23 protein-coding genes are annotated in these 26,168 nt (G+C 68.4%); 9 read left to right on the forward strand and 14 right to left on the reverse strand.

Translation table 11 applies throughout. From position 1 onward, the window contains the following. Positions 1-5 precede the first annotated feature (5 nt). Both AC4HOU_RS14275 and AC4HOU_RS14280 read right to left on the reverse strand, forming a co-directional pair. Complete coding sequence (locus AC4HOU_RS14275; protein WP_195020587.1) at positions 6-746, reverse strand: energy-coupling factor transporter transmembrane component T family protein; 741 nt, start codon at positions 744-746, stop codon at positions 6-8. Further along, positions 743-2,845 carry an ABC transporter ATP-binding protein gene (locus AC4HOU_RS14280; protein WP_490724672.1) on the reverse strand — a complete coding sequence of 701 codons (2,103 nt, stop codon included), beginning with the start codon at positions 2,843-2,845 and terminating at the stop codon, positions 743-745. Before AC4HOU_RS14280 ends, AC4HOU_RS14275 begins: the two co-directional genes overlap by 4 nt. 76 nt (positions 2,846-2,921) lie before the next feature. Between AC4HOU_RS14280 and AC4HOU_RS14285 the strand changes: the two genes are divergently transcribed. The 3 genes from AC4HOU_RS14285 (at position 2,922) to AC4HOU_RS14295 (ending at position 5,985) form a co-directional block, all read left to right on the forward strand. Continuing rightward, entirely contained in the window at positions 2,922-3,836 is a 915-nt protein-coding gene (locus tag AC4HOU_RS14285) for a cation diffusion facilitator family transporter (protein WP_280211116.1), read from the forward strand. Positions 3,837-3,863: 27 nt separating this feature from the next. Then, a complete protein-coding gene (locus AC4HOU_RS14290; protein WP_195020588.1) occupies positions 3,864-4,913 on the forward strand; it encodes an AraC family transcriptional regulator in 1,050 nt (349 codons plus the stop codon). A gap of 85 nt (positions 4,914-4,998) precedes the next feature. Further along, positions 4,999-5,985, forward strand: coding sequence for an Rpn family recombination-promoting nuclease/putative transposase (locus AC4HOU_RS14295; protein WP_490724611.1), 987 nt, complete (start codon positions 4,999-5,001; stop codon positions 5,983-5,985). Positions 5,986-6,375: 390 nt separating this feature from the next. Here the strand turns inward: AC4HOU_RS14295 and AC4HOU_RS14300 are convergent, their stop codons facing one another. From AC4HOU_RS14300 to AC4HOU_RS14320, 5 genes are all read right to left on the reverse strand, one after another. Next, positions 6,376-7,155 (reverse strand): metallophosphoesterase, encoded by a 780-nt coding sequence (locus tag AC4HOU_RS14300; protein ID WP_163814283.1) that lies wholly within the window; start codon positions 7,153-7,155, stop codon positions 6,376-6,378. A 257-nt stretch (positions 7,156-7,412) separates the two neighbouring features. After that, complete coding sequence (locus tag AC4HOU_RS14305) at positions 7,413-8,183, reverse strand: RluA family pseudouridine synthase (protein ID WP_194992248.1); 771 nt, start codon at positions 8,181-8,183, stop codon at positions 7,413-7,415. A 71-nt stretch (positions 8,184-8,254) separates the two neighbouring features. Further along, a complete protein-coding gene (locus tag AC4HOU_RS14310) occupies positions 8,255-9,262 on the reverse strand; it encodes an adenylate/guanylate cyclase domain-containing protein (RefSeq protein WP_163814285.1) in 1,008 nt (335 codons plus the stop codon). Between the two features lie 70 nt (positions 9,263-9,332). Then, positions 9,333-11,402, reverse strand: coding sequence for a CocE/NonD family hydrolase (locus tag AC4HOU_RS14315; RefSeq protein WP_490724612.1), 2,070 nt, complete (start codon positions 11,400-11,402; stop codon positions 9,333-9,335). 186 nt (positions 11,403-11,588) lie between these two features. Further along, positions 11,589-12,185: a class I SAM-dependent methyltransferase gene (locus AC4HOU_RS14320; protein WP_490724613.1), complete on the reverse strand. Its 597-nt coding sequence runs from the start codon at positions 12,183-12,185 to the stop codon at positions 11,589-11,591. A gap of 91 nt (positions 12,186-12,276) precedes the next feature. On the opposite strand from AC4HOU_RS14320, the gene AC4HOU_RS14325 reads away from it, so the two are divergent. Further along, entirely contained in the window at positions 12,277-12,861 is a 585-nt protein-coding gene (locus tag AC4HOU_RS14325; RefSeq protein WP_104897747.1) for a helix-turn-helix domain-containing protein, read from the forward strand. Here the strand turns inward: AC4HOU_RS14325 and AC4HOU_RS14330 are convergent, their stop codons facing one another. Further along, a complete protein-coding gene (locus AC4HOU_RS14330; RefSeq protein WP_194990903.1) occupies positions 12,862-14,028 on the reverse strand; it encodes a thiolase family protein in 1,167 nt (388 codons plus the stop codon). Between the two features lie 92 nt (positions 14,029-14,120). Further along, positions 14,121-15,002, reverse strand: a complete 882-nt coding sequence (locus AC4HOU_RS14335; RefSeq protein WP_163814289.1) for a universal stress protein — start codon at positions 15,000-15,002, stop codon at positions 14,121-14,123. A gap of 284 nt (positions 15,003-15,286) precedes the next feature. Between AC4HOU_RS14335 and AC4HOU_RS14340 the strand changes: the two genes are divergently transcribed. Both AC4HOU_RS14340 and ppnP read left to right on the forward strand, forming a co-directional pair. Next, complete coding sequence (locus AC4HOU_RS14340; protein ID WP_195020593.1) at positions 15,287-16,024, forward strand: HD domain-containing protein; 738 nt, start codon at positions 15,287-15,289, stop codon at positions 16,022-16,024. Positions 16,025-16,080: 56 nt separating this feature from the next. After that, on the forward strand, positions 16,081-16,392 hold the full coding sequence (ppnP, locus tag AC4HOU_RS14345; protein WP_138446135.1) for a pyrimidine/purine nucleoside phosphorylase: 312 nt from the start codon (positions 16,081-16,083) through the stop codon (positions 16,390-16,392). A gap of 1 nt (position 16,393) precedes the next feature. Here the strand turns inward: ppnP and AC4HOU_RS14350 are convergent, their stop codons facing one another. Next, positions 16,394-17,602 (reverse strand): PucR family transcriptional regulator, encoded by a 1,209-nt coding sequence (locus AC4HOU_RS14350; protein WP_490724614.1) that lies wholly within the window; start codon positions 17,600-17,602, stop codon positions 16,394-16,396. A 203-nt stretch (positions 17,603-17,805) separates the two neighbouring features. On the opposite strand from AC4HOU_RS14350, the gene AC4HOU_RS14355 reads away from it, so the two are divergent. Beyond that, positions 17,806-19,581, forward strand: coding sequence for an aldehyde dehydrogenase family protein (locus tag AC4HOU_RS14355; protein ID WP_490724615.1), 1,776 nt, complete (start codon positions 17,806-17,808; stop codon positions 19,579-19,581). Positions 19,582-19,610: 29 nt separating this feature from the next. Beyond that, on the forward strand, positions 19,611-21,200 hold the full coding sequence (locus tag AC4HOU_RS14360) for a GMC family oxidoreductase (RefSeq protein ID WP_490724616.1): 1,590 nt from the start codon (positions 19,611-19,613) through the stop codon (positions 21,198-21,200). A gap of 65 nt (positions 21,201-21,265) precedes the next feature. Here the strand turns inward: AC4HOU_RS14360 and AC4HOU_RS14365 are convergent, their stop codons facing one another. The 3 genes from AC4HOU_RS14365 to AC4HOU_RS14375 form a co-directional block, all read right to left on the reverse strand. Then, positions 21,266-22,870: a BCCT family transporter gene (locus AC4HOU_RS14365; RefSeq protein WP_163814293.1), complete on the reverse strand. Its 1,605-nt coding sequence runs from the start codon at positions 22,868-22,870 to the stop codon at positions 21,266-21,268. A 61-nt stretch (positions 22,871-22,931) separates the two neighbouring features. Then, positions 22,932-23,858: a transporter substrate-binding domain-containing protein gene (locus AC4HOU_RS14370; protein ID WP_490724617.1), complete on the reverse strand. Its 927-nt coding sequence runs from the start codon at positions 23,856-23,858 to the stop codon at positions 22,932-22,934. 113 nt (positions 23,859-23,971) lie between these two features. Further along, a complete protein-coding gene (locus tag AC4HOU_RS14375; protein WP_490724618.1) occupies positions 23,972-24,646 on the reverse strand; it encodes a DsbA family protein in 675 nt (224 codons plus the stop codon). 276 nt (positions 24,647-24,922) lie between these two features. Here AC4HOU_RS14375 and AC4HOU_RS14380 point away from each other — a divergent pair, with 276 nt between their 5' ends. Next, positions 24,923-25,498: a dihydrofolate reductase family protein gene (locus tag AC4HOU_RS14380; RefSeq protein ID WP_163814296.1), complete on the forward strand. Its 576-nt coding sequence runs from the start codon at positions 24,923-24,925 to the stop codon at positions 25,496-25,498. Here the strand turns inward: AC4HOU_RS14380 and AC4HOU_RS14385 are convergent. Continuing rightward, positions 25,480-26,106, reverse strand: coding sequence for a helix-turn-helix domain-containing protein (locus AC4HOU_RS14385; protein ID WP_218586428.1), 627 nt, complete (start codon positions 26,104-26,106; stop codon positions 25,480-25,482). The genes AC4HOU_RS14380 and AC4HOU_RS14385 overlap by 19 nt on opposite strands. Positions 26,107-26,168: the final 62 nt, after the last annotated feature.

Here is a 26,168-nt window from a genome sequence, read left to right on the forward strand (position 1 = left end):
GTTTGTCACAGCAACAGCACGTCGATCATGACGGAACCGAGGCCTACCGCCACCACGATGAGCAGGGCGAACGCATCCGCGCGGCGGGGCGAACCCGGGTTGGCGGTGAGCTGCCCGGTGCCGCCGCGCGCGGTGATCGCCTCACCCAATTCGCCCGCGCGGCGGGTGGATACCGCCATGGCGGCGGTCAGGATGTCGATCAGCCCGTTGTCGGCGGCGCGGTGCAGCAGATCATCTTTGGGGCGCAGGCGGCGGGCGGCGTGCAGCACCCGGATCTCGTCGATCAGCAATGGCAGACCACGCAACGTCAGCGCGACGACCACCGCCCACTCGTCCACCGGAACGCGCAGCCTGCGCAGCGGCGCGCCCAGCTTGGCCAGCGCGGGCGCGATCTCGCTCATCGGGGTGGTCCAGGCGATGAGGAAGGAGGCGGCCACCAAGATCAGGCTGAATACCAGGACCTGGGCGAAGCGCAGCACGGCCGCGCCGCCGACGGGCACATTGACCAGCCCGCCGATCGCGGCGAGCGCCCAGAACCACCACGGCAGCCGTGGCAGCGTGCCGAGCGGCAGCCGGGCGAGCACGCCGACCAGCACCAGGAATCCGGTCATGATGCCGAGCACCGGCCAGGTCGGCCACAGCATCAGCACCACGCTGATCAGGAAGACCCCGATCATCTTGGTTCCGGCCCAGAGTCGATGTATGGGGCTGTCCACCGGGACCTGCCGCAGCAGCACGAGGCTCATGACTGCCCTCCCTGCTCCATCCGCCACGCGGTGCCAGGCAGGGGCTGGGGATGCGCGGTCTCGGCGGGCCGGCGCAGCGTTTCCGCGGCCGCGTGCACCGATTCGGCGATCCGGCCGTCGCGCAGGTGGACCGTGCGGTCGCAGATGGCGGCCACATCCTCGACGTCGTGTGAGATGACGATGAGCGTCAGCCCCGAATCCCGCAGCCGGGCCAGCAGATCGACGATATCGGCGCGGCCCTCCGGATCCAGCCCGGCCAGCGGCTCGTCCAGCACCACCACCTGCGGCCGGCTGGCCACGATCGCGGCGAGCACCACGCGTTTGGCCTGCCCACCGCTGAGTTCCTCGATCGACCGGGCAGCCAGCGAACGATCCAAGCCCACCGCGTCCAGGGCCCGCCCGACCGCACCGGATCCGGTGGCCCGGCCGCCCCAATCGGCGATCTCGGCGCCGACGGTCTGTCGCTGTAGTTGCAGCCGGGAATGCTGGAACGCCAGCTCGACCCGGCCGATCTGCGAGCTGACGGGCTTGCCGGACAGCTCGCAGCGGCCCCCGCTCGGCTTGATCAACCCGGCCATGATCCAGGCCAGCGTGGATTTGCCCGAGCCGTTGCCGCCGACCACCAGCAGCGCCTCGCCGCGGTGCACCGTCAAATCGACACCGTGCAGCGCGGGCGCCTGCCACGGTGTGCCCCGGTTGTAGGTGTGGCGGATATCGCGCAGCTGCATGATCGGCTCACCCATCGGCCGTCGGCGCAGATCGTGGCGCGGTTTGGGCCAGCCCGGCAGATGCCGCACCGCCCGGCCACCGGACAGATGCACGACGCGATCGGCGGCGGCCGCATCGGCCTCGTGGTGGGTCACCAGGACGACGGCCATCCGGTGCCGTTTCGGCAGTGCGGCCAGCAGGGCGACCAGCTCGCGGCGCCCGTCCGGGTCGATCATCGAGGTCGCTTCGTCGGCGATGAGCAGCGCGGGCCGCCGCGCCAGCGCCGCCGCGACCGCGAGCCGCTGCTGCTGGCCGCCGGACAGCGCCGCGGTTTCCCGCTCGCCCATGCCATCGAGCCCGACCTCGCGCAGCAGTCCCTCCACGTCGACCTGTTCGGCGAGTGCGGCGGGCAGCCCCCACACCACGTCGTCGGCGACCAGGACGCCGAGGGTCTGGCTTTCCGGTCGTTGCAGCACCAGTGCGGTGCCGCCGAGATGGCCGAGGCCGGCCGAGCCCGGCCGCTCGACGGTGCCGGACGACGGCGGCAGCCCGGCCAGCAGCCGGGTCAGCGTCGATTTGCCGGAGCCGTTGTGGCCGACCACCGCCACGAATTCGCCGACGTCGACGGTGAGGTCGATGCCACTCAACGCGTCGGTGTGGGCCCCTGGATAGCGGTAGCCGGCCGCGCGCATGGTCACCGGCAGGGGCGCCACCGGCCGGTCGTCGGCCGGGGCGTCGAGCCGATCGGTGCCGGGCAGCCAGGCCAGCCGATCCAGGACCGATCCGAGAACGAACCAGGAGATGAGGGCGGTGAGCACGGTGCCGAACAGCACGCCGCCACCGACGTAGATCCACCAGAAGCGCAGCACCACTTCGGTCACATCGGCGACGCCATTGCCGAGGGGTTCCAGTTGCGGCGCCCGCCCGGCCAGATCCTTCACACCTTCGGAGGTATTGCGGATAGTGTCGAACAGCAGGTTGCGCGCTTGGGAGAACACCAGCAGGAACCCGATCGAGAACGCCGCCCAGGCCAGGCCGGCGAGCACGGCCAGCCCGAGGACGGCGACGATGCCGCCGCCTCGGCGTTTGACCCCGCCGATGATGCCGCCGATGGTGGCCGAGGCCGCCATGCCGGTGGCCGGGAGCAATCCGGCGGCGACGAAGGTGACGAGGGCGGCCGCGATGGTCGTGGTGGCCACGGCGCGGAAGCGGTAACGATGGGCCAGCAGTCCGAGCGGTACCGCGGCGACCAGTTGCAGGGCGGTGGCCAGCGGGACCACCGAACCGATCGTCACCAAACCGACGGTGACACCACCGAGGACGGCGCCGGTGGCCAGCTCGATCGGCCGTAACGGGCCGTGTTCGCCGCGCGGGGCCGAGTCGGTGGACACATCACTCACGGCACAAGTCTGCCAGCCCGTATCGAGGGTGTTGCATCCATGCGCATGTACGCATATGTTGTCAGGTGTGGGACATGATCATTCGCATGGGATAGCGCCGGAGAGCGCGTCCGGGAAGTACCTGAGCCGGCTGGGCCTGGCGCTGGCCATCGGCATCGGATTCATGCTGGTCGAGTTCGCGGTGGCGTTCACCACCGGCTCGCTGGCGCTGCTGTCGGATGCCGCGCACATGCTCACCGATGTGGTGGGCATCGGCATGGCGCTGTCGGCCATTCTGCTGGCCCGGCGCAGCCGCCCCACCTACACCCGCACCTTCGGCTACTACCGGGCCGAGGTGATCGCGGCGTTGGCCAATGCGGTGCTGTTGTTCCTGGTGGCGGGCTATGTGCTCTACGAGGCGCTGGCCCGCGTCGGTGAACCGCCGGAGGTGCCGGGATGGCCGGTGCTGATCGTCGGCGTGGTCGGATTGCTGGCCAATGTGGCCTCGTTCCTGCTGCTGCGCAGCGGCGCCAAGGAGAGCCTGAACGTGCGCGGCGCCTACCTCGAGGTGTTCGCCGACATGATCGGCTCGTTCGGCGTGCTGCTGTCGGCGGCCATCACCATCACCACCGGCTGGCGGTACGCGGACATGATCATCGGTGTCGCGATCGGCCTGTGGGTGCTGCCACGCACCTATGTGCTGGCGAAGCGGTCGCTGCGGATCCTGTTCCAGCACAGCCCCGAGGAACTCGACGTCGAACAGGTCGCCGCCGAACTCGGCGCCGTCGAGGGCGTGGCCGACGTGCACGACCTGCACGTGTGGACCCTCACCTCCGGCATGGAGGTCGCCTCCGCGCACATCACCACCGCCGACGGCGCCAGCGGCGATCACGTGCTGCGCGCCGCCCAGCACGTGCTGGCCGAGCGGTTCCACATCAGCCATGCCACGCTCCAGGTCGAAACCCCCGACAGCGCACGTCGGTGCGCGGAGCTGTCCTGGTAATCGACACTTTCGGCCATACTGTTGTCCATGGTGGACAGTCCGGTACGCGACTGGGATTTCCCGCGCGGTGTGGCCAGCGTGGCCTTGCTCACCGGTTACGCCGGTGAGCACGGCATTTCCGTGGCACGGATGCTCGACGGCACCGGGCTGACCGAACCGATCCTGCACGACCCGGACGCCCAGATCGACGCGCGGACCGAGCTCACCGTGGTCCGCAACCTGGTCGGGGCGCTGCCCGACCATCCGGCGCTCGGCGTCGAGGTCGGCCGCCGCTACCGGATCACCACCTTCGGCATCTTCGGCTTCGCCTGCATCAGCAGTCCGACGCTGGGCGAGGCCATCGCCTTCGCGCTGCGCTACCTGGACCTGAGCTTCACCTTCTGCCTGCCCGCGACCGAGTTGCGCGACGGCGAGTTCATCGCGTGGGTGCACGCCGAATCGGTCCCCGCCGACGTGCGTCAGTTCCTCATCGAGCGGGACGTGACCGCCATGCATCAGGTGATGAGCGATCTCGTCGGCCGCCATCTGCCGCTCATCAGGGCCGAATTCTCGTTCCCAGAACCGGATTACGCCGATCGAATCGCCGATATCACCGTGGTCCGGCCACGCTTCGACCGCCCGCACAATCTGTTCGCGATCGACCCGGCCATCCTCGATCAGCCCCTCCCGCAAGCCAACGAACACACCCTCGCCATCTGCCTCGCCCAATGCCGCGATCTCGTCCATCGCCGCCGCGCCCGCACCGGCATCGCCGCCGAAGTCCGCTCCCGCCTCATCCCGCACGGCGGCACCGACGGCCTGGCCGCCCCGCCCGGAATCGATGCGGTGGCCCGCGATCTCAACATGAGCACCCGCACCCTGCGTCGCCACCTGGACGCCGCGGGCACCAGCTACCGCGCGCTGCTGGACGAAATGCGCCGCGCCCTGGCCGAGGAAATGCTCAGCACCACACCACTGTCGGTGAGCGACGTGGCGATTCGCCTGGGATACGCGGAAGCATCGACATTCATCTACGCGTTCAAACGGTGGACGGGGACCACACCCGCGGCGTATCGGAGGCAACGTGTCCGCGTCTGATGCGATCGGTACCCGCACTGGCCGGATACGCGAAACCCACTGGAGCCCATCGATTTGTCGGTGCCGCGCTGTAGCGTCACCGGCCATGCCGGAGCAGCGGTCGAACCCGCACGATGCGTACTTCCGAAAGGTCATGGCACGCCCCGAGAACGCGGCAAGCGAACTACGTGCCGTGCTCCCCGAGAAGATCAGTACTCGCATCGATTGGCCCGCTCTACAGCTCCAGCCGGGTAGCTTCGTCTCGCCAGACCTCCGCAACCGATTCAGCGACCTGCTGTTCCGCACTCGCCTCGACGGGCACCCCGCCTACATCTACCTGCTCGTCGAACATCAGTCGAGCAGCGACCGGTTCATGGCCTTCCGGATGCTGGAATACATGGTCGCGATCTGGCGGCAACACCTGGTCCAGAACCCCAGCACCTCCAAGCCGAACACATTGCCGGCGATCATCCCGCTGGTTGTACACAACGCCGCAGATGGCACCCGCTGGTCCCACCCCACCGAGGTCGCCGACCTGATCGATCTCGACCCCGCCGCCCGCGACGCCCTTGGCCCCCATCTGCCGCGGTTGCGGTTCCTGCTCGACGATATCGCCGCTATCGACCCGGCCGCGCTGCGTGACCGCGACCTCACCCCCGCGACCAGGGTGTTGCTGGTGTTGCAACGCATCGCACCCAAGAACACCGCGCTGGGAAACGATATGCTGGACTGGTTCGAAGACCTGCACGCCCTGGAGGCCGGGCCCGACCCCCTTGGCGACTACCTGACCGTACTGACCTACATCATGACGGTCAGCGAAACCGCCGAGGCCGATATCGCGGCGGTATTCGAACGGCTCGGCCCACGAGCGAAGGAGGCGATCGTGACGACGGCGGAGATGATCGAGGCACGCGGGGAAGCGCGGGGAGAAGCACGAGGCCGCGCGGAAACTCTACTCGAGCAGATGACCGCCAAATTCGGCCCGCTGCCCGCCGGGGTGATCCACAAAGTCCGATCAGCCAGCCCGGCGCAGGTGCGAGCCTGGACGATGCGGGTACTGACCGCGAGCACCCCGGACGAAACGCTCGCGTGAACGGGACCATGGGTCCATACAACCCAGCGATGCCGGATGTCCGCGAAGGGCAATCCGGGTGATCGTATGAAAGCCGTTCAGGCGGCGGCGAATTCGCCGATAGCGATGCCGGCCGTGAAGGCTGCCCACTCGGTCGGGGTGAAGTTCCAGGTGGTGTCGCCGGAGCGTACGAGGACGGTAGTCGGGGCTTGTTCGATGTGAGGCAGTCCGGCGCGGCGCTCTGACGTCTGATTGGCAACTGCGGACAGAAAGGTCGCCAATCTCCGCTGTGGCCGCGATTGGTGGCGGTCTTCCCTGACTTCGGGTTCTACCAGCGGCAGGCCGCCCACCGGACTATTCCGATTGTGATCCTGGATCACCGCTGATCACGGCCGCAGGGCATCCACTGCCTCAGTACGGCGCGACGCCGATCCAGCCGCCCATCGGCACGCTGCGGAAATGTGTTGTCAGGGTGTGGTTCTCGTCGATGACGTGTAGGGCGACGGCCGGGTCCGGCGCGTAGTCCATGACGTGGTCGGGGAGGGCGAGTTCCCATTCGCCGCCGAGCACCGACGCCGTGCTCGGGGCGACGAGCAGGGGTTTGCCGGCGAAGGTGGTGGTGGCGGCGGAGTGGGCGTGGCCGGTGAGGACGCCGAGGATGCGGTCGTCGGCGGCTACCAGCTCGGCCAGGCGATCGGGATCGGCGAGGGCGATCTCGTCGACCACCGGGCTGTAGAGGTGGGCGGGGGGATGGTGCAGGGCCAGCAGGATCGGGTCGCCCGCGGGGGCGTCGGCGAGGACGCCGCGCAGCCAGTCGTAGGTCTCGTCGGTGAGTTGTCCGCTGGGTTCGCCGGGGATGCTGGAATCGAGCAGGACGACCGTCAGCGGGCCGACGCGGTGAGCGTGGTTGATCGGTTCGGTCGAGGACGGCACCCCGAGCAGGACCTCGCGGAACGCGCCGCGATCGTCGTGGTTGCCGGGGAGGGCGTAGACGGGGATGTCGGCCTGAAGGGCGATCCGCGCTTCCGCGTACTGGTCGGCTTTGCCGGAATCGGTGACGTCGCCGGTTACCAGGATCGCGTCGGGTCGCCGGCGTAGATCGGCCAGGTAGGCCATGACCCGCTCCGCGCGTTCGACGTTGCGGGGTCCGAGATCGAAGTGTGTGTCGCTGACCTGAGCCACCAGGATCATGCCCATCTGCTTTCTCTGGGGGATCGCTCCATTGCGAAACAGAGTGCACCGCACCTCCCGCAGTGCCGTGTTTCAGGCTAGTTGACCAGCGGAATTGTTGTCGTCATGAGGCTCACCACCACGATTTCCGTTACCGTGCGACCGCGTTGCGCCTCACAGTCGATTTTCCAGCGAGCAGCGGCGCTGTCTGCTGGTGACCGCGGCCGGCTGTGTCAGGAACGCCTGCTGACCGCACCTCGATCAGGCGAGGTGCTCGGTCATCCCAGCCGTTCGAGGGCACTGTGCAACAGCGCGGCCGTGGCCTTCGGCTCGGCCGTCAGCGGCGCCCAGAAACCGGCGCCTGGCTCTGCCTCGAGGTTCAACTCCGGCGGCGTCCGCCAATCCGCCGCCAGCGCCAGCTGCCAGGAGTGCAGGTAGGTGCGTTCGTGGGCACCTGATGTGTCGAAGAGGGGATCGCCGGCGATGGCGTGGCCGATCCACGCCAGGTGGACCCGGATCTGATGCCGCCGTCCGGTGACGGGGCGCAATGCGAGAACGGTGTGGTCGCGGTCGCGCAGCACCGTCGCGAACCGAGTGGTGGAGGGGTAGTTCTTGGTATCGAGCAGGTCGGCTGGGTGCACGAACCAGCGGCCCTCGGAGTCCTGAATGCTCTCCCTCGGCGCCGCGATGCGCACCCGGTTCTTCCGCCCGACGCTCAGCGGCAGGTCGATGGTGCCGGTGTCCGGCAGGTCGCCTTCGGGCGTCGAGACGATCGCGAGGTAGGTCTTACGCGCGGTCTGCTTGTTGAACTGCCTGGTCAACTGCCCGTGCGCGGCGAGATCCTTCGCCAGCAGCACCACACCGGAGGTCACCTTGTCGATGCGGTGCACCGGATACAGCGTCTCGCCGACGGCCGCCGCGGCCTGCACGATATCGGTGTCGTGACGTTCCCCGGTCACCGAAATTCCCGCGGGTTTGTTCACCGCGACGATCGCGTCGTCCTCCTCGATGCGGCAGCGTTCACGCAGGTCGGGCCAGTCGATATCCACCGGACCGAGCCTAGATGAGCGTCAGCGCCGCCTCCCCGCCACTGGGCGGGATCCGCACCACGCTCACCGGGTCAGCGGTTCTTGCCGTTGCGGCGCAGCACATGCGGCCGCAGCCGGTTGAACCCGCGCACTCGCACACTGCGCAGATGCCGGATGGCGAATTCGGGTTCGCCGGCGAGTTCGGCGGCTGCGGCGTCGTCGACGAGGACGGTGCCGGGCCGGGCCACACCGGTCAGGCGGGCCGCGATGTTCACCACCGATCCGTACAGGTCGCCGAACCGCTGTAACACCGGACCGTAGGCGAGGGCGACACGCAGTTCCGGAGTGGTGCCGACGGTCATGGTGGTTTCTTGAATGGCCAGGGCGATCCTGGCCGCCTGCACCGCGGTTTCGGTGGCGAACATGACTTCGTCGCCCACATTCTTGATCACCCAGCCGCCGTTCTCGGTGATGGCGGCGGTGGTGGTGGATTCGAACGCCTCCAGCAGGGTGGACAGCTCATCCGGGTGCAGATGCCTGGTCAGCCGGGTGTAGCCGACCATATCGGCGAATCCGACGGCGAGCTCTCTGGTCGAATCGGCGGCCGTGCCCGCTCCGTCGAGCGAGCGGGCCAGGGCGGCGGCCAGGTGCCTGCGCCAGGCGTAGGCGTGCAGTTCCTCGAGGATCTGCACGGTCGCCTCGGTGGCTCGGCGGGCGATGGCGGCCGGATCGGCGTCCGGGTCGGCCGCGGCGACCCGTCGGGTGATCTCGTCCAGCACCAGATCCACCTGCCATTCCGCCAGCCGGGCCATCGACTGGCCGATGGTGCGGGCGGTCGCGGCCTGCTGACGCAGATCCGTCGACGCGAGCACGCCCAGTTCCCGGAATTCGCGCATGGCGCGCACATCGGCGTCGGTGTAGTCCAGCGTCGCCTCGTCACCGCCCGCGGGGAAACCGAGCGCGACCCACAACCGGCGCGACACCTCGACCGGCACACCGGTCTGACGTGCCACGTCATCGCGGTTGTAGCGGCGCGTGCCGTCCAGCAGGTATGTCTCGACCACCGACTGCACCAGCTGCGTCATCTCCGGCGACACCATGCCCGAAACCCTACGGGTCCCGGCGCCGCCGAAGCAGGGTCTTCCGACGACATTGTGGTGTCACACGAAATCATTGGACGGCGATCGGCCGGTCGGAGGGCAGGTTGACGAAACTCGGTGCGTTCGGATCCAGCACCAGATGCTGCGGTTTGAGTTCGCTGGCATTGAGCATCGGCCGGAAGGCCAGCGCCTTGGGCGAATTGCCCGCGAAGACGTCCACCCGCAGCCGATGCCCAGGTTGCAGGATGGCCTGCGTCGGGATGACGGCGATATCGAGGGTGATCGCCTCGCCCGGCGGCACCGGCAGCACGCTGTCGAGGGTGATCGGGTTGTGCGGTGCGGTCAGATCGCCGTTGGCCGAGCGGCTGCTCTTGGCCTCGTCGATGGCGCGCAGCGAGGAGGTGAGCTGCCCGGTGGACAGCACCGTGGACGTCCCGTCCGGCGCCACGTCGTTGACGGTGACGTTCCAATACCCGTCGGCGGCGTCGTGCACGGTATTGAGATGGACGTTGATCGGCCCGGAAATCACTGTCGGCTCGGTGATCTCGGCGCTGGTGAAGGTGAGCCCGTTGCGTTCGGCGATCCGGGAATCCTTGGCGCAGGCGTCGATCACCGCCGTCATACCCGCCGAACCCTGCGCGGCATCGCGCGAGCACGCGGTGGTGAGGCCGGGGGCGACGGTGAGGCGGGTGGGTTCGGGAGCGGGTGCGGCCGCCAGTGCGCCGTCGTGCAGGCTGTCGTGGGTGGTGCCGCTGGGTGCGCCGGACAGATAGACCCGCCGATGCGTCATCCCCGGCTTCGGGAACTCGGCGAGGGTGACCCAGCCGCCGCCCTGCTCCCACACGGTGACCGGGCCGAATCCGGTGACGCCGTTGTCGATGTCCTTGAGCCAGTGGTCGAACCACGCCTGCTGCAGGACGTCCAGTCGTGCGGGTGCGCCCGGAACACCGGTTCCCGCACCTGGATTCGCATGGTAGGTGTCGCCGACCACCAGCTTCTTCTGGTCGGCAGGCAGCGGGATGGCGTTGTAGAGGGTGGTGGCGCTGTTGGCGAAGATGTCGTGCCAGCCGCCGTAGACGAAGGTGGGCACGCCGACCTTCTCGGGACGCCCCATGATCCCTTCCCGGAAGGCGCTGTCCTCGTCGAGCGCGGCCGAGAGTGCGGGTGGCACGTTGTGCAGCGAAGGTGTCAGCAGGGCCTGGGCCAGCAGATCGAAGTTGGTGAGCGGGTCGCGGCGGCGGTCGTTGAACCAGCGCCAGTCGAAAGTGCCGTTCAGCATCGAGCTGATATCGGGCAGCAGTTTGGCATTGTTCACCGAGTTCAGCCACATCGGCAGGAAGGTGGTGCCGATGCCGCCGCCCGGCGCCACCACATCGCGCATGAGGTCGCTGCCTGGTTCCACCGGGAAGATCGCGCGCAACGATGTCGGCGGATTCTCCGCCGCCCGCAGCTGGTTGATGCCGGAATAGGAGCCGCCGCTCATCGCGATCCGGCCGTTGGACCAGGGCTGGGTGGCCGCCCAATCGATCACCTCGCGGGTGTCGAGTTGTTCGCGGGCGCCGAGGGTATTCCAGGTGCCTTGGGAGAAGCCGGTGCCGCGCACATCGGCGACGACCTGGGTGTAGCCGCTGCGAATCAGCTTGCGGTCCAGGCCGAGTACGGTCTGGATGGTGCCGCCGTCCAGGGCGTGCAGCAGATCCTCGAAACCGCTGACCGGAGTGCCGGACAGGTTGATCCGGCCCACCAGGTCCATCGTCAACTGCTGCAGACCCGGCATGGACACAGCCGAATCGATCAGGTTGGTCATGAGTTTCGTGTACGGGGTGAGGTTGACGATGGTCGGCAGCGGCGTCGTCTCGACCTGGCCGTCGGCGCGGATCGGCCGGTACACGTTCGCCTTGAGCACCACACCGTCGCTCATCGTGATCGGTACATCCCAGTCGATGTGTACATCGGGGTACGGCTGCGGCCCGTCGTGGGTTTGTGTCCACTGGCGTGCCAGTTCGTCCGGCGCGACGGCGGGTGCGGGCGTCTCGTAGGCGACCGCGTTCTCGGTCAGCGTCGCCACCCCGGCCGCCCCGCCGGTCAACAGGATCACGAACGCTGCCGCCACACCCTGGACCCGCCGGGTCAACCGCATCGACACCCCTCCGCCTCATGGTTTACGCATCCGGCGCACATGTGATCCAGACCATAGCAATCTGCTCTGGAAACGCGGGGATGACTCGCCCGGCCGTCTGCGATGGCAGGAACTGGCCTCGCGACGCCGGCGGTAGGTGCACGGTGTGGCTCGACCGGGCGGGTGGTTCCGGGGGATCGGCGCCGATCAGCTTGCCGGCTTGCGCTGAGCGCGCAGCACCACATCGCTGGTGTGGTGCGTTCCCGGCGGGCCCGGGCGGGTGCGCGGGCGAGCCGAGTTCACCAGCACCGTCCATTCGTCGCCGAGCAACTCGGCGACCTGTTCGGGCTGGTAGTAATCGCGCGGGTCGAACCCGTGCTCGTGATCGGGCGGGAAGTCGGCGGGATCGTGGCCGACGACGAGCAGCGTGCCGCCCGGGGCCACCGCGTCGATCAGCCCGCGAATGGTGGCGTGATCGGGTTCCAGCTCGATGGGGAAGTAGTGCGCGGAGACCAGGTCGAACGAGGCCGCAGGCGGCGGGACCGCGGTGAGATCGGCGTGCGACCATGCCACCTCGTCGCTGGTCGCGGCGGCGCGCTCCAGCGCCACCCGCGACACATCCACCGCGGTGACCTGCCACCCCTGTTCGGCCAGCCACCGGGCGTCGGCGCCCTCACCGCATCCGACATCGAGGGCCTGCCCCGGCGCGAGACCGCTCACCTCGGCGACCAGCACATCATTGGGTAGCCCGCTGAACAGCTGGTCCCTGCTGCCGTACATCTCGTCCCAGAACTGCTGGTCCATCGCGTTTCTCCGTCCCTCGGTGTAGTACGGCCCAGCATGCGAGCAGTCATGCGAACTTGACAAACAAATTTGCCAGAACTGCAATATCGGTATGGATCGGGATTTCGACGAGGTGATCGACGCGGTGGGGCCGCGGCTGCGCGAGCTGCGCAGACGTAACGGCACCACGCTGGCCGCGCTGTCGGAACTGACCGGCATCCCGGTCAGCACGCTCTCGCGGCTGGAGTCCGGGCAGCGCAAACCGAGCCTCGAGCTGTTGCTGCCGCTGGCGAAGGCCCATCAGGTCCCGCTGGACGAACTGGTGAACGCCCCCGAGACCGGCGATCCGCGCGTCTACGCGCGCCCGTTCACCCGCAACGGCCAGACCGTCATCCCGCTGACCCGCAAACCCGGCGGGCTACAGGCCTGGAAACAGATCCTGGCCGGGCGCCCCGCCGACCGCGAACCGGATCCGCGCACGCACGAGGGTTACCACTGGCTCTACGTGCTCAACGGCAAACTGCGCCTGATCCTCGGCGATCGCGACATGATCCTCACCGCGGGCGAGGTCGCCGAATTCGACACGCACCTGCCGCATTGGTTCGGCAATGCCGACGAACACCCCGTCGAGTACTTGAGCATCTACGGTCCGCAGGGCGAACGCTTCCACATCAGGGCCCGCTACCGGCCCGAATGACTACAGCCGTTCGATGACGGTGGCGTTGGCCAGACCACCTGCCTCGCACATGGTCTGCAGGCCCCACCGGCCGCCGGTCTGCTCCAGGTGATTGACCATGGTGGCCAGGATGCGGGTGCCGGACGCGCCGAGCGGGTGGCCGAGGGCGATGGCGCCACCGCGCGGATTCAGCTTGGCCGGATCGGCGCCGAGTTCGTGCTGCCACACCAGCGGCACCGGCGCGAAGGCCTCGTTCACCTCGTAGGCGTCGACGTCGTCGATGCTCAGCCCCGCCTTGTCCAGCGCTTTGCGGGTGGCGGGCACCACGGCGGTGAGCATGAGCAGCGGATCATCGCCGACGACGGCGAACGAATGGAACCGCGCCCGCGCCCGCAATCCGAGCTTGCTCGCCATCCGCTCGCTCATGATCAGCGCGGCCGAGGCGCCGTCGGTCAGCGGGGACGAATTGCCCGGTGTGATCGACCATTCGATTTCCGGGAACCGCTTCCGGTACGCCTCGTCGACGAAGGCCGGCGTCAGTCCGGCGAGCTTGTCGACAGTGGTGGTGGCGCGGATGGTTTCGTCGGCGTCCAGCCGTCCGGCGGTGACGAGCTCATTGTCGAACCCGCCGGACGCCGCGGTCTCGGCGGCCAGCCGGTGCGAGCGGGCGGCGAACTCGTCGAGGCGTCCGCGATCGAGCTTCCAGCGCGCGGCCAGCAGTTCCGCGGAAATGCCCTGCTGAACAAGGCCCTCCGGATAGCGGTGCGCGATGGGTCCGCGGTTGGCGTCCTGGCCCGCGGCGTTGGAGAACATCGGCACCCGGCTCATCGACTCGACACCGCAGGCGATGGCGATGTCGTAGGCGCCGGAGATCACGCCCTGCGCGGCGAAATGCGCGGCCTGCTGGCTGGATCCGCACTGCCGGTCGACGGTGGTCGCGGGCACCGACTCCGGGAATCCGGCGGCGAGCACCGCGGTGCGGCTGATGTTGAACGCCTGCTCACCGCTCTGGGTGACGCAGCCGCCGATCACGTCGTCGACGAGAGCTGGGTCGAGGTCGTTGCGGCCGAGTAGATCCGAGAGCGCCCCGGCCAGCAGGTTGGCGGGGTGCACGTCGGACAGTCCGCCACCGGCCTTTCCCTTGCCCGAGGGGGTGCGTACGACGTCGACGATGACCGCGGTCTCCATGACCAACTCCTGACTTCCGGCCGACCGGTCAAGTTAATGACCATTCCGCAGTAAGTTAACACGGATTCGCGTGTGTCGGCCAGCCTGGAGGCTCACGCGCGCACGATGATCACCGGGCATTCCACCGAGTGCAGCACCGATTCGGAGGTAGAGCCGAGCAGCATGCCGGTGAACCCGCCGCGCCCGTGGCTGCCGAGCACCACCAGCTGTGCGTTCTCGGCCTCGCGCGACAGCGACCGGGCGGGGCGATCGCGTTCGAGCACCCGCCGCACCTCGACGTCGGGGTAGCGCTCGGAATAGCCGGCCAGTGCCTCGGCCAGGGTCGCGGCCTCGATGTCTTCGCTGTCGACCCAGTCGAGCATGGGCACGTCCATGCCGGTCACATCGGTCCACGCGTGCAGCGCGATCAGCCCGACGCCGCGCCGGGAGGCCTCGTCGAAGGCCAATTCGATGGCGGGCTCGCTGTTGCGGGTGCCGTCGACGCCGACCAGCACCGGCTTGGCGGCCGACACCACGTCCAGCGCCGAGACATCACGGATCACCGCTACCGGGCACTTCGCGTGCCTGGTCACCGCCGTGCTGACCGAGCCGAGCAGGCTGCGCCGGTACGCGCCGAGTCCGCGACTGCCGACGACGATCATCACGGTATCGGCCGAGCGGGCGAGCAGGTAGGGAACGATGCGGCCCTCGACCAACTCGGTCGAGACCGCGGGCACGGAACTCTTCTCGGCCACTTCCGCGGCGCGCCTCAGGCTCTCCTCGGCGCGGCGGCGCGACCCGGCGATGTCGTCGGCGGAGAACAGCACACTCGGGCGCATATCCGAAGGCAGTTCCGGCGAGCCGACGATGGCGAGTGGCCTGGCCCTGGACGCGGCGCCGGCCGCCGCCCACGCCACCGCGTGCATGGACTGTGGCGATCCGTCGACGGCCACCACGATCGGAGCGTCGGCGGGCATGATTCGGGGATTCGACATGGCGGGCCTCCGGGTGTCGAGGCCGGACCGGGCGAGCATCCGACCAGGGCGGGCGCGGTTGATCTCATCGGTGACGCTTGCGCTCAGCCTAGCCGTGGGGTGGCAAGGCGGTCAGCGGGTTCAGCTTCACGTCGCGACACTGCGCATCCGACGTGCCGGTTCGGTCACATCTTTCAGTGTGGCTGAAGCTCATCGGCTAGCCTTCAGTATGCCTGAAGGTCACCGAGCGGAGCCTGCAGGCCGGGCTCGCCTGGAGCGACCCGACAACCCGGATCGGAGTTTTCATGGAAATGTCACGTCGTACCGCGCTCGGCGCCGCCGCAACGGCAGGAGCCGCGATCGCGCTGTCGAGGGCGGCCGCCGCCGCGCAACCGCCCGCGCTCGCACTGCCATCGACGCCGATAGCCGCGGCCGCGCAGCGACTCATCGACACCGCGCTCACCGCGCCGGTGCGTAACCACAGCATCCGGGGATTCCTCTTCGGCCGCGCCCTTGCCGAGACGCAGGGACTGCGGCCGGGCGCCGACTACGACGAGGAGCTGATGTATCTGATCTGTGCCCTGCACGACATCGGCCTCGGCGATATCGCCAACGGCCACCAGCGCTTCGAAGTCGACGGCGCCGATTACGCGGCCGAATTCCTCGAACGCAACGGCCTCACCGACGGCCGCGTCGACATGGTGTGGGACGCCATCGCCGCGCACACGTCAGGATTCAGCGATTCACCCGTCTACCGGCGCCGCAGGCCCGCCGCCATCTGGATCGCGGTGGACGGCATCGGGATCGATATCGGCGGCGGCCCCGCCGACCTGCCACCCGGCTACGCCGATCAGGTGCACGCGGTCTACCCCCGGCTCGGCGGTTCCCGCGCCCTCACCGACATCATCGAAGCCCAGGCCCTGGCCGACCCGCGCAAGGCCCTGCCCGGCACCCTGCCCGGCGAGGTCGTGCATCAGCGCAACCCCGAGCTTCCCTACCTGACCTGGGACGAGATCATCGATGCCGGCGGGTGGGGTGACTGATCGGCGGATCTACTGAAGTAGGCTGACGCCCTCCAGCTCACCACGGGAAAGAGATCATGTCGCAGTTCGAGAATGTCAGCGTCGCGAAGAAGGCCAACGTCTACTTCGACGGAAAGTGCGTCAGCTACAGCCTCGAGCTGCCCGACGGCACCAAGAAGTCGGTGGGCGTCATCCAGCCGGCCACCCTGACCTTCGGAACCGCTGCGCCCGAGGTGATGGAGCTGATCGAGGGCGAATGCGCGGTCACCTTCGCCGGCGCCGACGAGGCCGTGGTCTACAAGGCGGGTGAATCGTTCTCGGTGCCGGGCGACAGCTCCTTCGACATCGAGGTCCGCCAGACCATGCACTACGTCTGCCACTACGGCTGATCTAGGCCGGAGTCCGCGGCGCGGGACCGAGCCCGAGGAGGGTGACGGCCTGTAGCGCCAGATGCAGTTCGGCGGACTGCACCGGATCGGTGGTGTCGCGTCCGGTGAGATCGCGCAGCTTGCGCAGGCGATAGCGCACCGTATTGCGGTGGCAGTGCAGTTGTTCGGCGGCCGCGGCGGTCGAACCGGCGCAGTCGTACCAGGCGCGCAGCGCGGCGATCAGATCGTCGCGCTCGGGCTCGGGCAGGCCGAGCACCGGTCCGAGGATCTGGGCGGCGGCCTGCCTGCTCGCCTCCGGCAGCATGACCAGCAGGTGCGCCACGGGCTGCTCGCCGTAGCGCACGGCCGTGCGTGCGCCGGGGCGGGCGCTGCGGACGGCCAGCCTGGCCTCGGCCAGGGCGCCCGGAATGCCTTGCGGGCTGGTGAAATTCGTGCTCACGCCGATCCGTCCGTCGACGAGATCGGCCAGCTTCGCCACCGCCTTGTCGATCGCCGCTGGCGAAGCCGGGCACAGTAACCCGACGTGGGCATCGATCTGGGAATCCCACACCGATCGCACCCCGGCATCTTTCATCGTGGCGACCAGATGGCCCGGCAGCGCGGCACCGGGATCGTCGGGCTCGATCGACACGACCGCGTATGTTCCGCTCTCCGGCAGCCCCAAGGTCCGCAACGCCGTCAGCGCGCGGGCCGGATTGCCGGAGTTGTCGTCGAAAAGGGTGCGGATCAATCGGCTCTGGGTCTGGGCATCGGCGTGGGCGAGCAGGATCTCCGTCTCGCGGTAGGCCTCGACCGCGGTATCGGAGTAGGTGTCGATGAGTTCCCACAGTTCGGTGGCGAGATCACGCAGTTCGGGATCGCCGGGTGTGGCGGAGCGGGCGGTGAGTTCCTCCCAGATCATCCGGCCGCCGAGCCGGAACGCGTGCAGCAGGGCGGCGATGGGGACGCCGCGCTCGGCCTTGAGTCGTCCGACCGCGCGCGCCGGTTGTAGCCGGGCGGGGCGGCCTGCCAGGGCGCTGATGATCTCGGTGAGGTTGTCCAGGCACGCCTGGCGCAGTTCCTCGGCGGTGAGCAGGCCGGGGTCGGCGTAGGAACGGTCGGCGACGGTGATCCTGAGGACCAGCTCGTCGGCCATGGACTCGACCTCGGCGAGCAGTTCCCGGGCGAGCCGGGGCGCGCGCGTCGGGGCGATCGGTGGTGGTGCGCTCACGCCAGCAGCCTACGCGTCCGCACGTGTCCTGCGCCACGTCGACTTGTGCGCGGACACAAATGCACCGCCAGCGGTGCGAGTAGATGCGCACTGTGCTCGCATGACCGCGCGCACGAGGGCATGATCTTTGTGCGCGAGCACAAACGGGAGCAGCCCGGTCCGCAACCTTCGCACCTGGCCTCGGAAGTGTCCGGCGTCACACAATGGGACGGTCTCGTCTGCGGGAGTCCCGCGCAGACCGCTCATCCCCTGGAGGACCGAACGTGGTTACGAACCTGGCGCCATCGACTCATGCCGCCGTCGACGCGGCCCTGTCCGAGCTCGTCGAGGGCGAGAAGAGATGGGCCGCGCTGCCGCTGCCGGAACGGCGCGCACTGCTCGACCGGGTGCGCGCGCTCACCGGACGGCACGCGCAGGAGTGGGTGGACGCCGCCGCCGGCATCAAGGGGCTCGCGCCGTCGTCGCCGCTGATCGGCGAGGAATGGATGTCGGGCCCCTATGTGTTCGCCGCTGCGCTCGGCGCGTTGTCGAAAACCCTCGATGCGCTGGCCGACGGCAAGAGTCCGCTCGAGCAGGCGACCTTCGGGGCAGCGGGCGACCACGTCACCGTCGACGTGCTGCCCGCGAGCCCGTTCGACGCGCTGCTGCTCAACGGCTTCAGCGCGCAGGTGTGGTTGCAGCGCGGCGTGAGCAGCGCCGCCGCGAAAGCCAATGCCGGCCTGGCCCAACTCGATCCGCGCCGCACCAATGGCATCGGCGCGGTCCTGGGCGCGGGCAACATCACCTCGATCGCGCCACTGGACACCCTCTACGAGTTGATCGCGCACAACCGGGTCGTGGCACTCAAACTCAACCCCATCACCGATCCGCTGCTGCCGGTGTTCGGCAAGATCCTCGCGCCGCTGATCGAGCTCGGCGCGGTGCGGCTGCTGACCGGCGGGGCCGAGGTGGGCGGCTATCTGGTCGGCCACGACCTCGTCGTGCATGTGCACATGACCGGAAGCGCACGGACCCACGACGCGATCGTGTGGGGGACCGGCGCCGAGGCCGCGGAACGGAAACTGGCCGGAACGCCGAAGCTGACCAAGCCGGTCACCAGTGAACTCGGCGGTGTCTCGCCGACGATCGTGCTGCCCGGCACGTGGAGTTCGGCCGATATCGCGTTCCAGGCCGAGCATGTCGCGACCCAGCGCCTGCACAACGGCGGCTACAACTGCGTGGCGTCGCAGGCGGTGATCATCTCCGCCGATTGGCCGCAGAAAAAGCAGTTCCTCGACGCGCTGCGCAGTGCCCTGGCGAACGCGCCGGCTCGCCGCGCCTACTACCCCGGTAGCGACGACCGGGTCGCCCTGGCGCTCGCGTCCTATCCGCGGGCCGAACGTCTCGGCCCCGACGGCACCCGGGTGCTCGTCACCGGGATCGACCCGTCCGAGCAGGAACCGCTGCTGGCCGAGGAGTATTTCGCGCCGGTGCTCGGTGTGGTCGAGCTACCGGGGACCGGAGCGAGTTTCGCCCGCGCCGCGGCCAGGACGGCCAACGACGATTTCACCGGCACCCTCGGCGTCAACATCATCGCCGCACCGGAGACGATCTCCGAACTGGGCGCGGCCTTCGACGAATTGGTCGCGGATCTGCGTTACGGCACCATCGCGATCAACGCCTGGACCGGCGTCGGCTTCTTGACCCCGTCCGCCGCATGGGGCGCCTTCCCCGGCCACACCCTCGACGACGTCCAGAGCGGTATCGGTGTGGTGCACAACGCCTGGCTGATCGACCGGGTGCAGCGCACCGTGGTGCGCGGTCCGTTCCGGCCGGCTCCGCGGTCGCTGCTGCACGGGGAGTTCGCGATCTCGCCGAAGCCGCCGTGGTTCGTCGGTAACAAGACCGCCGCGGGCACCGGCAAGCTGCTCGCCGGATTCGGCGCCGACCCCGGCTGGACCCGTCTGCCCGCGATCTTCGTCTCCGCGCTGCGCGGCTGAGCCGACTCACACCACACCGGGAGAAACATATGAGCACCAACAGCATTGCCGATTACGTCGTCGTCGGTACCGGGTCCTCGGGAGCGGTGGTCGCCGCGCGGCTCAGCGAACGCTCGTCCGACTCGGTGATCGCCCTGGAGGCGGGCCCCGAGGACAAGAATCAGGCCGTCCACATTCCGGCCGCGTTCTCCAAGCTGTTCCAGACCGATCTGGACTGGAACTATCTCACCACCCCGCAGCCCGAACTCGGCGGCCGGCAGATCTTCTGGCCGCGCGGCAAGATGCTCGGCGGGTCGTCGTCGATGAACGCGATGATGTGGGTGCGCGGGTTCGCCGCCGACTACGACGAATGGGCTCGAGCAGCGGGGGAGGGCTGGTCGTTCGCCAACGTCGTCGAGTATTTCGAGCGCATCGAATCGGTCGAAGGTGCGGCGGAACCCCACGAGGGCCGCGATGGGCCGCTGCACATCTCGCACCAGCGCAGCCCGAGCCGCTGGACCGCCGACTTCCTCGCCGCGGCCGAGCACGCCGGTTTCAAAACCGAGCGGGCCAACCTGCCGCAACCGGAAGGCTTCACCAGGACCATGGTGTGCCAGCAGCGCGGTGCCCGCTGGAGCACCGCCGACGCCTACCTGAAACCGGCGCGTAAACGGCCGAACCTGACCGTGATCACCGGCGCGCAGGCGACGCGGGTGCTGTTCGAGGGCAACCGCGCCGTCGGCATCGAATACCGCCAGGGTGGCGGCACCCGTACCGTGCGAGCCCGTAAGGAAGTGGTGCTGTGCGGCGGTGCGATCAACAGCCCGCAGCTGCTGCTACTGTCCGGCATCGGCGATGCCGAACAGCTTCGCGCGCAGGGTATCCCGATAGTGCACGACCTTCCCGAGGTGGGTCGCAATCTCACCGACCACCTGATCTCGCTGATCGGTGTCGCCGTCGAGTCCGGCACCCTGTTCGCCGCGGAGAAGCCGCTCGAGCTGATCAACTACCTGGTCCGGCGGCGCGGCATGCTCACCTCCAATGTGGGCGAGGCGTACGGGTTCGTGCGCAGCACGCCCGAAGTGGAGCTGCCCGATCTGGAGATCATCTTCGGCCCGGCCCCGTTCTACGACGAAGGCATCGGGGTGGCGCCAGGGCACGGCATCGCGATCGGTCCGATCCTGCTCCGGCCGCGCAGCCGGGGCACCGTGACGCTGGCTTCCGGTGATCCGATGGCCAAAGCGGTCGTGGACCCGAAGTACCTGTCCGACAGCGACGGCGCCGACCGCGCCGCACTCATGGCCGGACTGCGCACCGCGCACCGCATCATCACCTCCGCGCCGCTCGGCTCCAAGATCGGCCGCTTCCTGCAGCCCAAACGCGAGCAGGCGAGCATCGAGCAGACCCTCGAAGACGCCCTCACCTGGCACTCACACACCCTCTACCACCCGACGAGCACCTGCCGCATGGGCACCGACGCGGCCAGTGTCGTCACGCCCGAGCTGAAGGTTCGCGGCGTCGAGGGGCTACGGGTGGCCGACGCCTCGGTGATGCCGACCATCATCCGCGGCCACACCCACGCGCCGGCCGTGGTCATCGGTGAAAAGGCGGCCGACCTCATCAAGGCCGCCGGCCACTGAGCTGTGCGGGCGAACGCTGTACCCCGACCGGGTGCGGCGTTCGCCCGCCATGGCCGGTAGCCCGGTCAGTCCGCGCGCTCATCGCCGGGTACCGAGGTGGTGTGGGTCCGCGGCCGTTCGGAGCGTTTACCCACCATGGTCACCCGCCCGGCTTTCACATCCGCGCGCAGCTCTTTTCCCAGCCCGACGCACATCGCGACCAGGATCAAGACGAACGGTGATGCGACAACGATGGCGCCCCATTGCAGGGCGTCGAGCCCACCCACCACCAGCAGCGTCAACGCGACCGCGCCGACCAGCAGCCCCCAGGCGATCACCAGCCATTTCTTCGGCTCGTCGGCGCCCTTCGAAGAGAATGTGCCGAGCACGATCGCACCCGCGTCCGCGCCGCTGACGAAGAACACTCCGGCCAGAATGATCACCGCGATACTGGTGACGGTGGACAGCGGAAATGCCGCGAGCACTTCGAAGAATGCCGCCTGAGCGCTCTCCGAGGCGACGGCGGCGATATCGCGTTCTCCGCTCAATTGCAGATCCAGGGCCGCGCCGCCGAGGATCGAGAACCAGACGATGGTCGCGAGGCTCGGCGCGATCAGCACGCCGAAGACGTACTCGCGGATCGTGCGACCTCGGGAGATCTTCGCCAGGAAACTACCGACGTAGGGCGCCCAGGAGATTCCCCAAGCCCAGAAGAAGACGGTCCAGTCCTGCATCCACTGTCCGTCGGCGAAGGCGCCGGTCTCGAATGACATCGGCAGGAAGTTGAAGATGTAGCCGCCCATCGCCTGCGACAGCAGATTGAAGATGAACGAAAACGGTCCGAGCACAAGGATGAACAGCCCGAGCGCGATGGCGAGCAGCGTGTTGAAGTCGGCGAGCCGTTTGATGCCCTTGTCCACACCCGCCACCGCCGAAAAGATGAACGCCGCGGTGAGCAATCCGACCACGATGATCAGCACCAGCGTTGAACTTTCGATATCGGAGATGAATCCGAGTCCGGCGATGATCTGCAGCGTGCCGAGCCCGAGGGTCACCGCATTGCCGACCATCGTGGTGACGATGACCCAGGTGTCGATGCCGCGGCCGGCCAACCCGTCGGAAGCCTTGCCCATCAATGGCTTCAATGTGGCGCTGACCAGCGACGGACGCCCCCTGACGATCGTCGCGTAGGCGAATGCGAGGCCCGCGACACCGAAGAACGCCCACGGATGCAGCGCCCAATGGAAGATCGAATACTGCATGGCGACCACGGCGGCCGAATCGGTCCGCGGCTGCGGCCCGCCGGGCGGCGGCTCCGCCCACAATGTCACCGGCTCGTACGCGCCGTAGAAGATCAAGCCGATACCGACGCCGAGGGCGAACATCATCGCGATCCACGAGAACGTCGAATACGCGGGCTCGTCGCCGGGCACGCCGAGTTTCACCCGCCCGTACTTGCTGAATGCGAGATAGAGAATGAAGAAGACGAACCCGGCCGTCGACAGCACGAACACCCAGCCGAATTGCCGGGCGATGAACGCGTAGATGTGTTCGCCTGCCACCCGCATCTCGTCCGAGAACGTCACGCCGACGATCAGGAACAGGATGGTGAGTGCTGCGGCGGTGATCGTGACCGGTGCGTCGATCCCTGCGCGCCGGTGTTTGTGTCCTTGCCCTCGTGAATCTTTCATTGATTCCCCACATCAGCCGAGGTGAGTTGCGTTGGGCGTTCGGGTCGGTGTCGCTCGAGGATTACCGTGGCAGCGGGCCGCGGATACTGCCGCCGCTGTCGATTGTGCACAGATCGTCGGTCCGGACCGAAGGATCCGGCATTTCGGCCGCGGTGAATCCGTAGGGTGCGGTGAGCTCGAGTATCCGGCCTTCCCGGCGGAGCGCGGCCAATTCGTCGTTGTAGGCCGCACGCAGTGAGCCGTCGGTTTTCCGGAATCCCGCGGCGCCGCAACCGAGGCGCGGCTTCCCGTCCACCACGGCGGTGAACGGCGGTGACAACTCGACCTCGCGCGCCCATTCCGCCGGGCCGCCGTCGGGGGAGGGCTCGGACTGTTCGGCGCGTTCGAGCATGGCGCGTAAGGAAATGCCGGTCAGCGCAAAGGCGTCGACCTGCGCTTGCGCGACCCGTGCGAGCCCCTCGTCCTGGCCGCCGAACACGGTGATCTTCTCGTCTCGCACGCCTGCCGCTCGCGCATACCCCTCTTCGGCCGCGCCGGCCAGTACCGCGACGGTCGCGCCGGTGCGTGCGATCGAAGCGAAATCGGTGAGCCGCATCGGATTACCTCGCCGCACCAGCAACGCCGACTGCGCGCAGTAGATCGGCTCACTGAAGGCGATCTGTTCGCAGCGGGCCTTGTTGACGAACATGCCCGCCGATATCACGTCGAAGGCGCCCGAATTCACCCCGCCGATCAAACTGCGGAACGGCACCAGCACGCCGTCGAGCCGGTCGACGCCGAGCCGCTCGAACACCGCGCGATCGACCGCCGGAATCGCACCGACGAGGCCGTTGTCGTCGTAGGCGTACGGCCGCTCGCCGGAATACCCGACCGTGACCACCCCCGCGTCTCTGATCTTCTCCAGCGTGTCCCCGAGCCCGACCGCATCACATCCGGCGATCAGTCCCTGCACCGTGAGCAGACCGCCTCCCGCCGCAGTGACCTGCAAGAATCGTCGCCTAGACCAGGTTCGCGTCATAGCTGCGCCATCCCTCCGCCGACAACGTTGTCCGCCTCATGATCCACCCGTGGCGGCGGCTCGTGCGGGAGTTCGCGGCTAACTCACCGCGCGGCCTCGATCACCGCCGCGAGCCCACCCTGGATCATGAGGGCGCTGCGGTCGGTGACCTCCGCGCCGTTGACGTAAACGGTGGGCGTGCCGCTGACGCCGGAGGCGAGCACCCGGGTAGTTTTCGTCCGCAGATAACTGTCGTACTGCCGGTTGGTAATGCATTCGGCTACAGCGGAATCGGTGTATCCGGCCGATTCGGCGATATCGATCAGGTCGCTGTCGGGCAGTCCCGCACCGCCCTCGGTGGGCTGCTTGGCATACATGTCCGAGAGCCAGCTCTGGTAATTGTCCAGGCCGCTGGTGGCGACACAGAACGAGGCGTTTCCGGCGCGAGAGGAGTATTCGGTCTCACTCATCGTGTCCAGGAAGGTGGTGACGCTGTACTCGACAGCGGCGGTGCCCTCGCGCACGGCCTCCTCCAGCACCGAGCCGTTGGCCTCCTCGAAGGCCTTGCAGGCGGGGCATTGCAGGTCCATGACGACCCGGACGGTCACCTTCGCGTCCTCGTTGCCGACCCGCACGGCACCGTCGGCCAGCACGTTCTTCGGTGTGGAGCCGTCGGCCATCGCGGTCGCTGTGCCGGTGACCTCGGTCGTCACCGCACCCCGCGCCAGCAACCCGATGCCGACCGCGGCGGCGACCAGCACCAGCACCAGAAAAGGCATGAGCACGACCAGAAGCCGACGATTCTGCTGCGGCTGTTGCGGCTGCTGCCACCCGCCCGGATAGGTGTTCACTTGCCATGCTCCCCGCTCGCCCGGACATTCCCGGGTCAGCCTAACGGTCGGCCCGGTGCCCGGCGCGAAAGCCGCGAGTCCACCGGTCACTTCCCGGTCGACCGCGGAACTCGCGCGGTGTCGGTTTCGTCCAAGACAACGCTGCCGGCCCGTTCCTAGGCTTGGCGTCGAGCACAAGCCGAGGCACACATTCAGGAGGAATTGATGGCACGCGAACTCGTCTACACGGGCTTCATGTCGCTGGACGGCGTCGTGGATTCGCCGGGCGGCACGGCGGAGGGGCACCGCAGCGGCGGCTGGGTCATGCAGACCGAATTCGTCCCGGAGGCCTACTCGCTCAAGGCCGAAGAACTCGCCGATACCGCGGCCCTGATGTTCGGCCGCCGCAGCTACGAGGCCTTCGCCCCGATCTGGCGCGACTCCGAAGACCATGCCGCCTATCGGGACCTGCCGAAGTATGTCGTGTCCGCCAGCCTGACCGAGGACGCCCTGATCGACGGCTGGGGGCCGATCACGATCCTGCGGTCCGAGGACGAGGTCGCGAAGCTGAAGCAGACCGACGGCGGCGGCATCTTCATCCACGGCAGCGCCGAGCTGGCTCTCCGTCTCGCCGAAGCCGAACTCATCGATCGGTACAACCTGCTGGTGTTCCCGGTGCTGCTCGGCGCGGGCAAACACCTGTTCCCGCGCTCGGATCGGGACAAGCAGCAGCTGCGGCTGCGGGATTCGGCCGGCTACGCCAACGGGGTGACCAAGCTGATCTACGACGTGGTGCGCTGAGTGGGATCGAGGGCGATCGCGCCACCGGCCTTGGCGCGCAGCTGCCCGGCGGTGCGCCCGACATAGCGGCGCAGCGCACGCGCCAGATGCGGTTCGTCGTAATAGTCGAGCTTGGCGACGACATCGCCCGGCGCTTCACCCGTCATCAGTAGGAACGCGGCCGTGCGGGCCCGCTCGATCTGCCGGACCGCGCCGTGGGTGAGTCCGGTCGCGGCCCGGAACCGGCGCTCCAGCGTCCGCTCGCTGACCTCGGGCGGTGCACCCCGCAAGGTGGCCGCGACGAGCGGATCGCGTACCACGGCGCCCTCCTGCACGAGCCGTTCGACGAGCGCTTCGGCGTCATCGGGGCCCGGTATCTCCCGGTGCGCACCGTCGAGCCAGAACGTCCGGCCGCTCACATCGGGCAGCGCGATCCCGCCGTCGAGCAGCGTCGATGTCGCCACGGTGCGCAGCGACGTCCCGACCGCGAACTGAATACCGGTGAAGACCGCCCCCTCAGGGACCGGCGCCGTCCCGGTGCGCGTTTCCGGCCCCGTCACCGCCGCGAATCGCTGCCCAGCCTGCTCCCAGAACACCAGGCCCCAGGTCTCGCTCGCGACGGACGTCATCGTCGACACCTGCTCGGCACGGCACGTCCAGATGGATTCGACCCACGGCGAATCGGAGGCGC

The sequence above is a fragment of the Nocardia sp. JCM 38205 genome (assembly GCF_058222935.1).

Bases quoted from the DNA above. Each gene is read 5' to 3' on its own strand.
- AC4HOU_RS14275 (WP_195020587.1), bottom strand. From the start codon at position 746: ATGAGCCTCGTGCTGCTGCGGCAGGTCCCGGTGGACAGCCCCATACAT.
- AC4HOU_RS14290 (WP_195020588.1), top strand. From the start codon at position 3,864: ATGGTGGACAGTCCGGTACGCGACTGGGATTTCCCGCGCGGTGTGGCC.
- AC4HOU_RS14295 (WP_490724611.1), top strand. From the start codon at position 4,999: ATGCCGGAGCAGCGGTCGAACCCGCACGATGCGTACTTCCGAAAGGTC.
- AC4HOU_RS14300 (WP_163814283.1), bottom strand. From the start codon at position 7,155: ATGATCCTGGTGGCTCAGGTCAGCGACACACACTTCGATCTCGGACCC.
- AC4HOU_RS14310 (WP_163814285.1), bottom strand. From the start codon at position 9,262: ATGGTGTCGCCGGAGATGACGCAGCTGGTGCAGTCGGTGGTCGAGACA.
- AC4HOU_RS14315 (WP_490724612.1), bottom strand. From the start codon at position 11,402: ATGCGGTTGACCCGGCGGGTCCAGGGTGTGGCGGCAGCGTTCGTGATC.
- AC4HOU_RS14320 (WP_490724613.1), bottom strand. From the start codon at position 12,185: ATGGACCAGCAGTTCTGGGACGAGATGTACGGCAGCAGGGACCAGCTG.
- AC4HOU_RS14325 (WP_104897747.1), top strand. From the start codon at position 12,277: ATGGATCGGGATTTCGACGAGGTGATCGACGCGGTGGGGCCGCGGCTG.
- AC4HOU_RS14330 (WP_194990903.1), bottom strand. From the start codon at position 14,028: ATGGAGACCGCGGTCATCGTCGACGTCGTACGCACCCCCTCGGGCAAG.
- AC4HOU_RS14335 (WP_163814289.1), bottom strand. From the start codon at position 15,002: ATGTCGAATCCCCGAATCATGCCCGCCGACGCTCCGATCGTGGTGGCC.
- AC4HOU_RS14340 (WP_195020593.1), top strand. From the start codon at position 15,287: ATGGAAATGTCACGTCGTACCGCGCTCGGCGCCGCCGCAACGGCAGGA.
- ppnP (WP_138446135.1), top strand. From the start codon at position 16,081: ATGTCGCAGTTCGAGAATGTCAGCGTCGCGAAGAAGGCCAACGTCTAC.
- AC4HOU_RS14355 (WP_490724615.1), top strand. From the start codon at position 17,806: ATGGGACGGTCTCGTCTGCGGGAGTCCCGCGCAGACCGCTCATCCCCT.
- AC4HOU_RS14360 (WP_490724616.1), top strand. From the start codon at position 19,611: ATGAGCACCAACAGCATTGCCGATTACGTCGTCGTCGGTACCGGGTCC.
- AC4HOU_RS14365 (WP_163814293.1), bottom strand. From the start codon at position 22,870: ATGAAAGATTCACGAGGGCAAGGACACAAACACCGGCGCGCAGGGATC.
- AC4HOU_RS14375 (WP_490724618.1), bottom strand. From the start codon at position 24,646: ATGCCTTTTCTGGTGCTGGTGCTGGTCGCCGCCGCGGTCGGCATCGGG.
- AC4HOU_RS14380 (WP_163814296.1), top strand. From the start codon at position 24,923: ATGGCACGCGAACTCGTCTACACGGGCTTCATGTCGCTGGACGGCGTC.
- AC4HOU_RS14385 (WP_218586428.1), bottom strand. From the start codon at position 26,106: ATGACGTCCGTCGCGAGCGAGACCTGGGGCCTGGTGTTCTGGGAGCAG.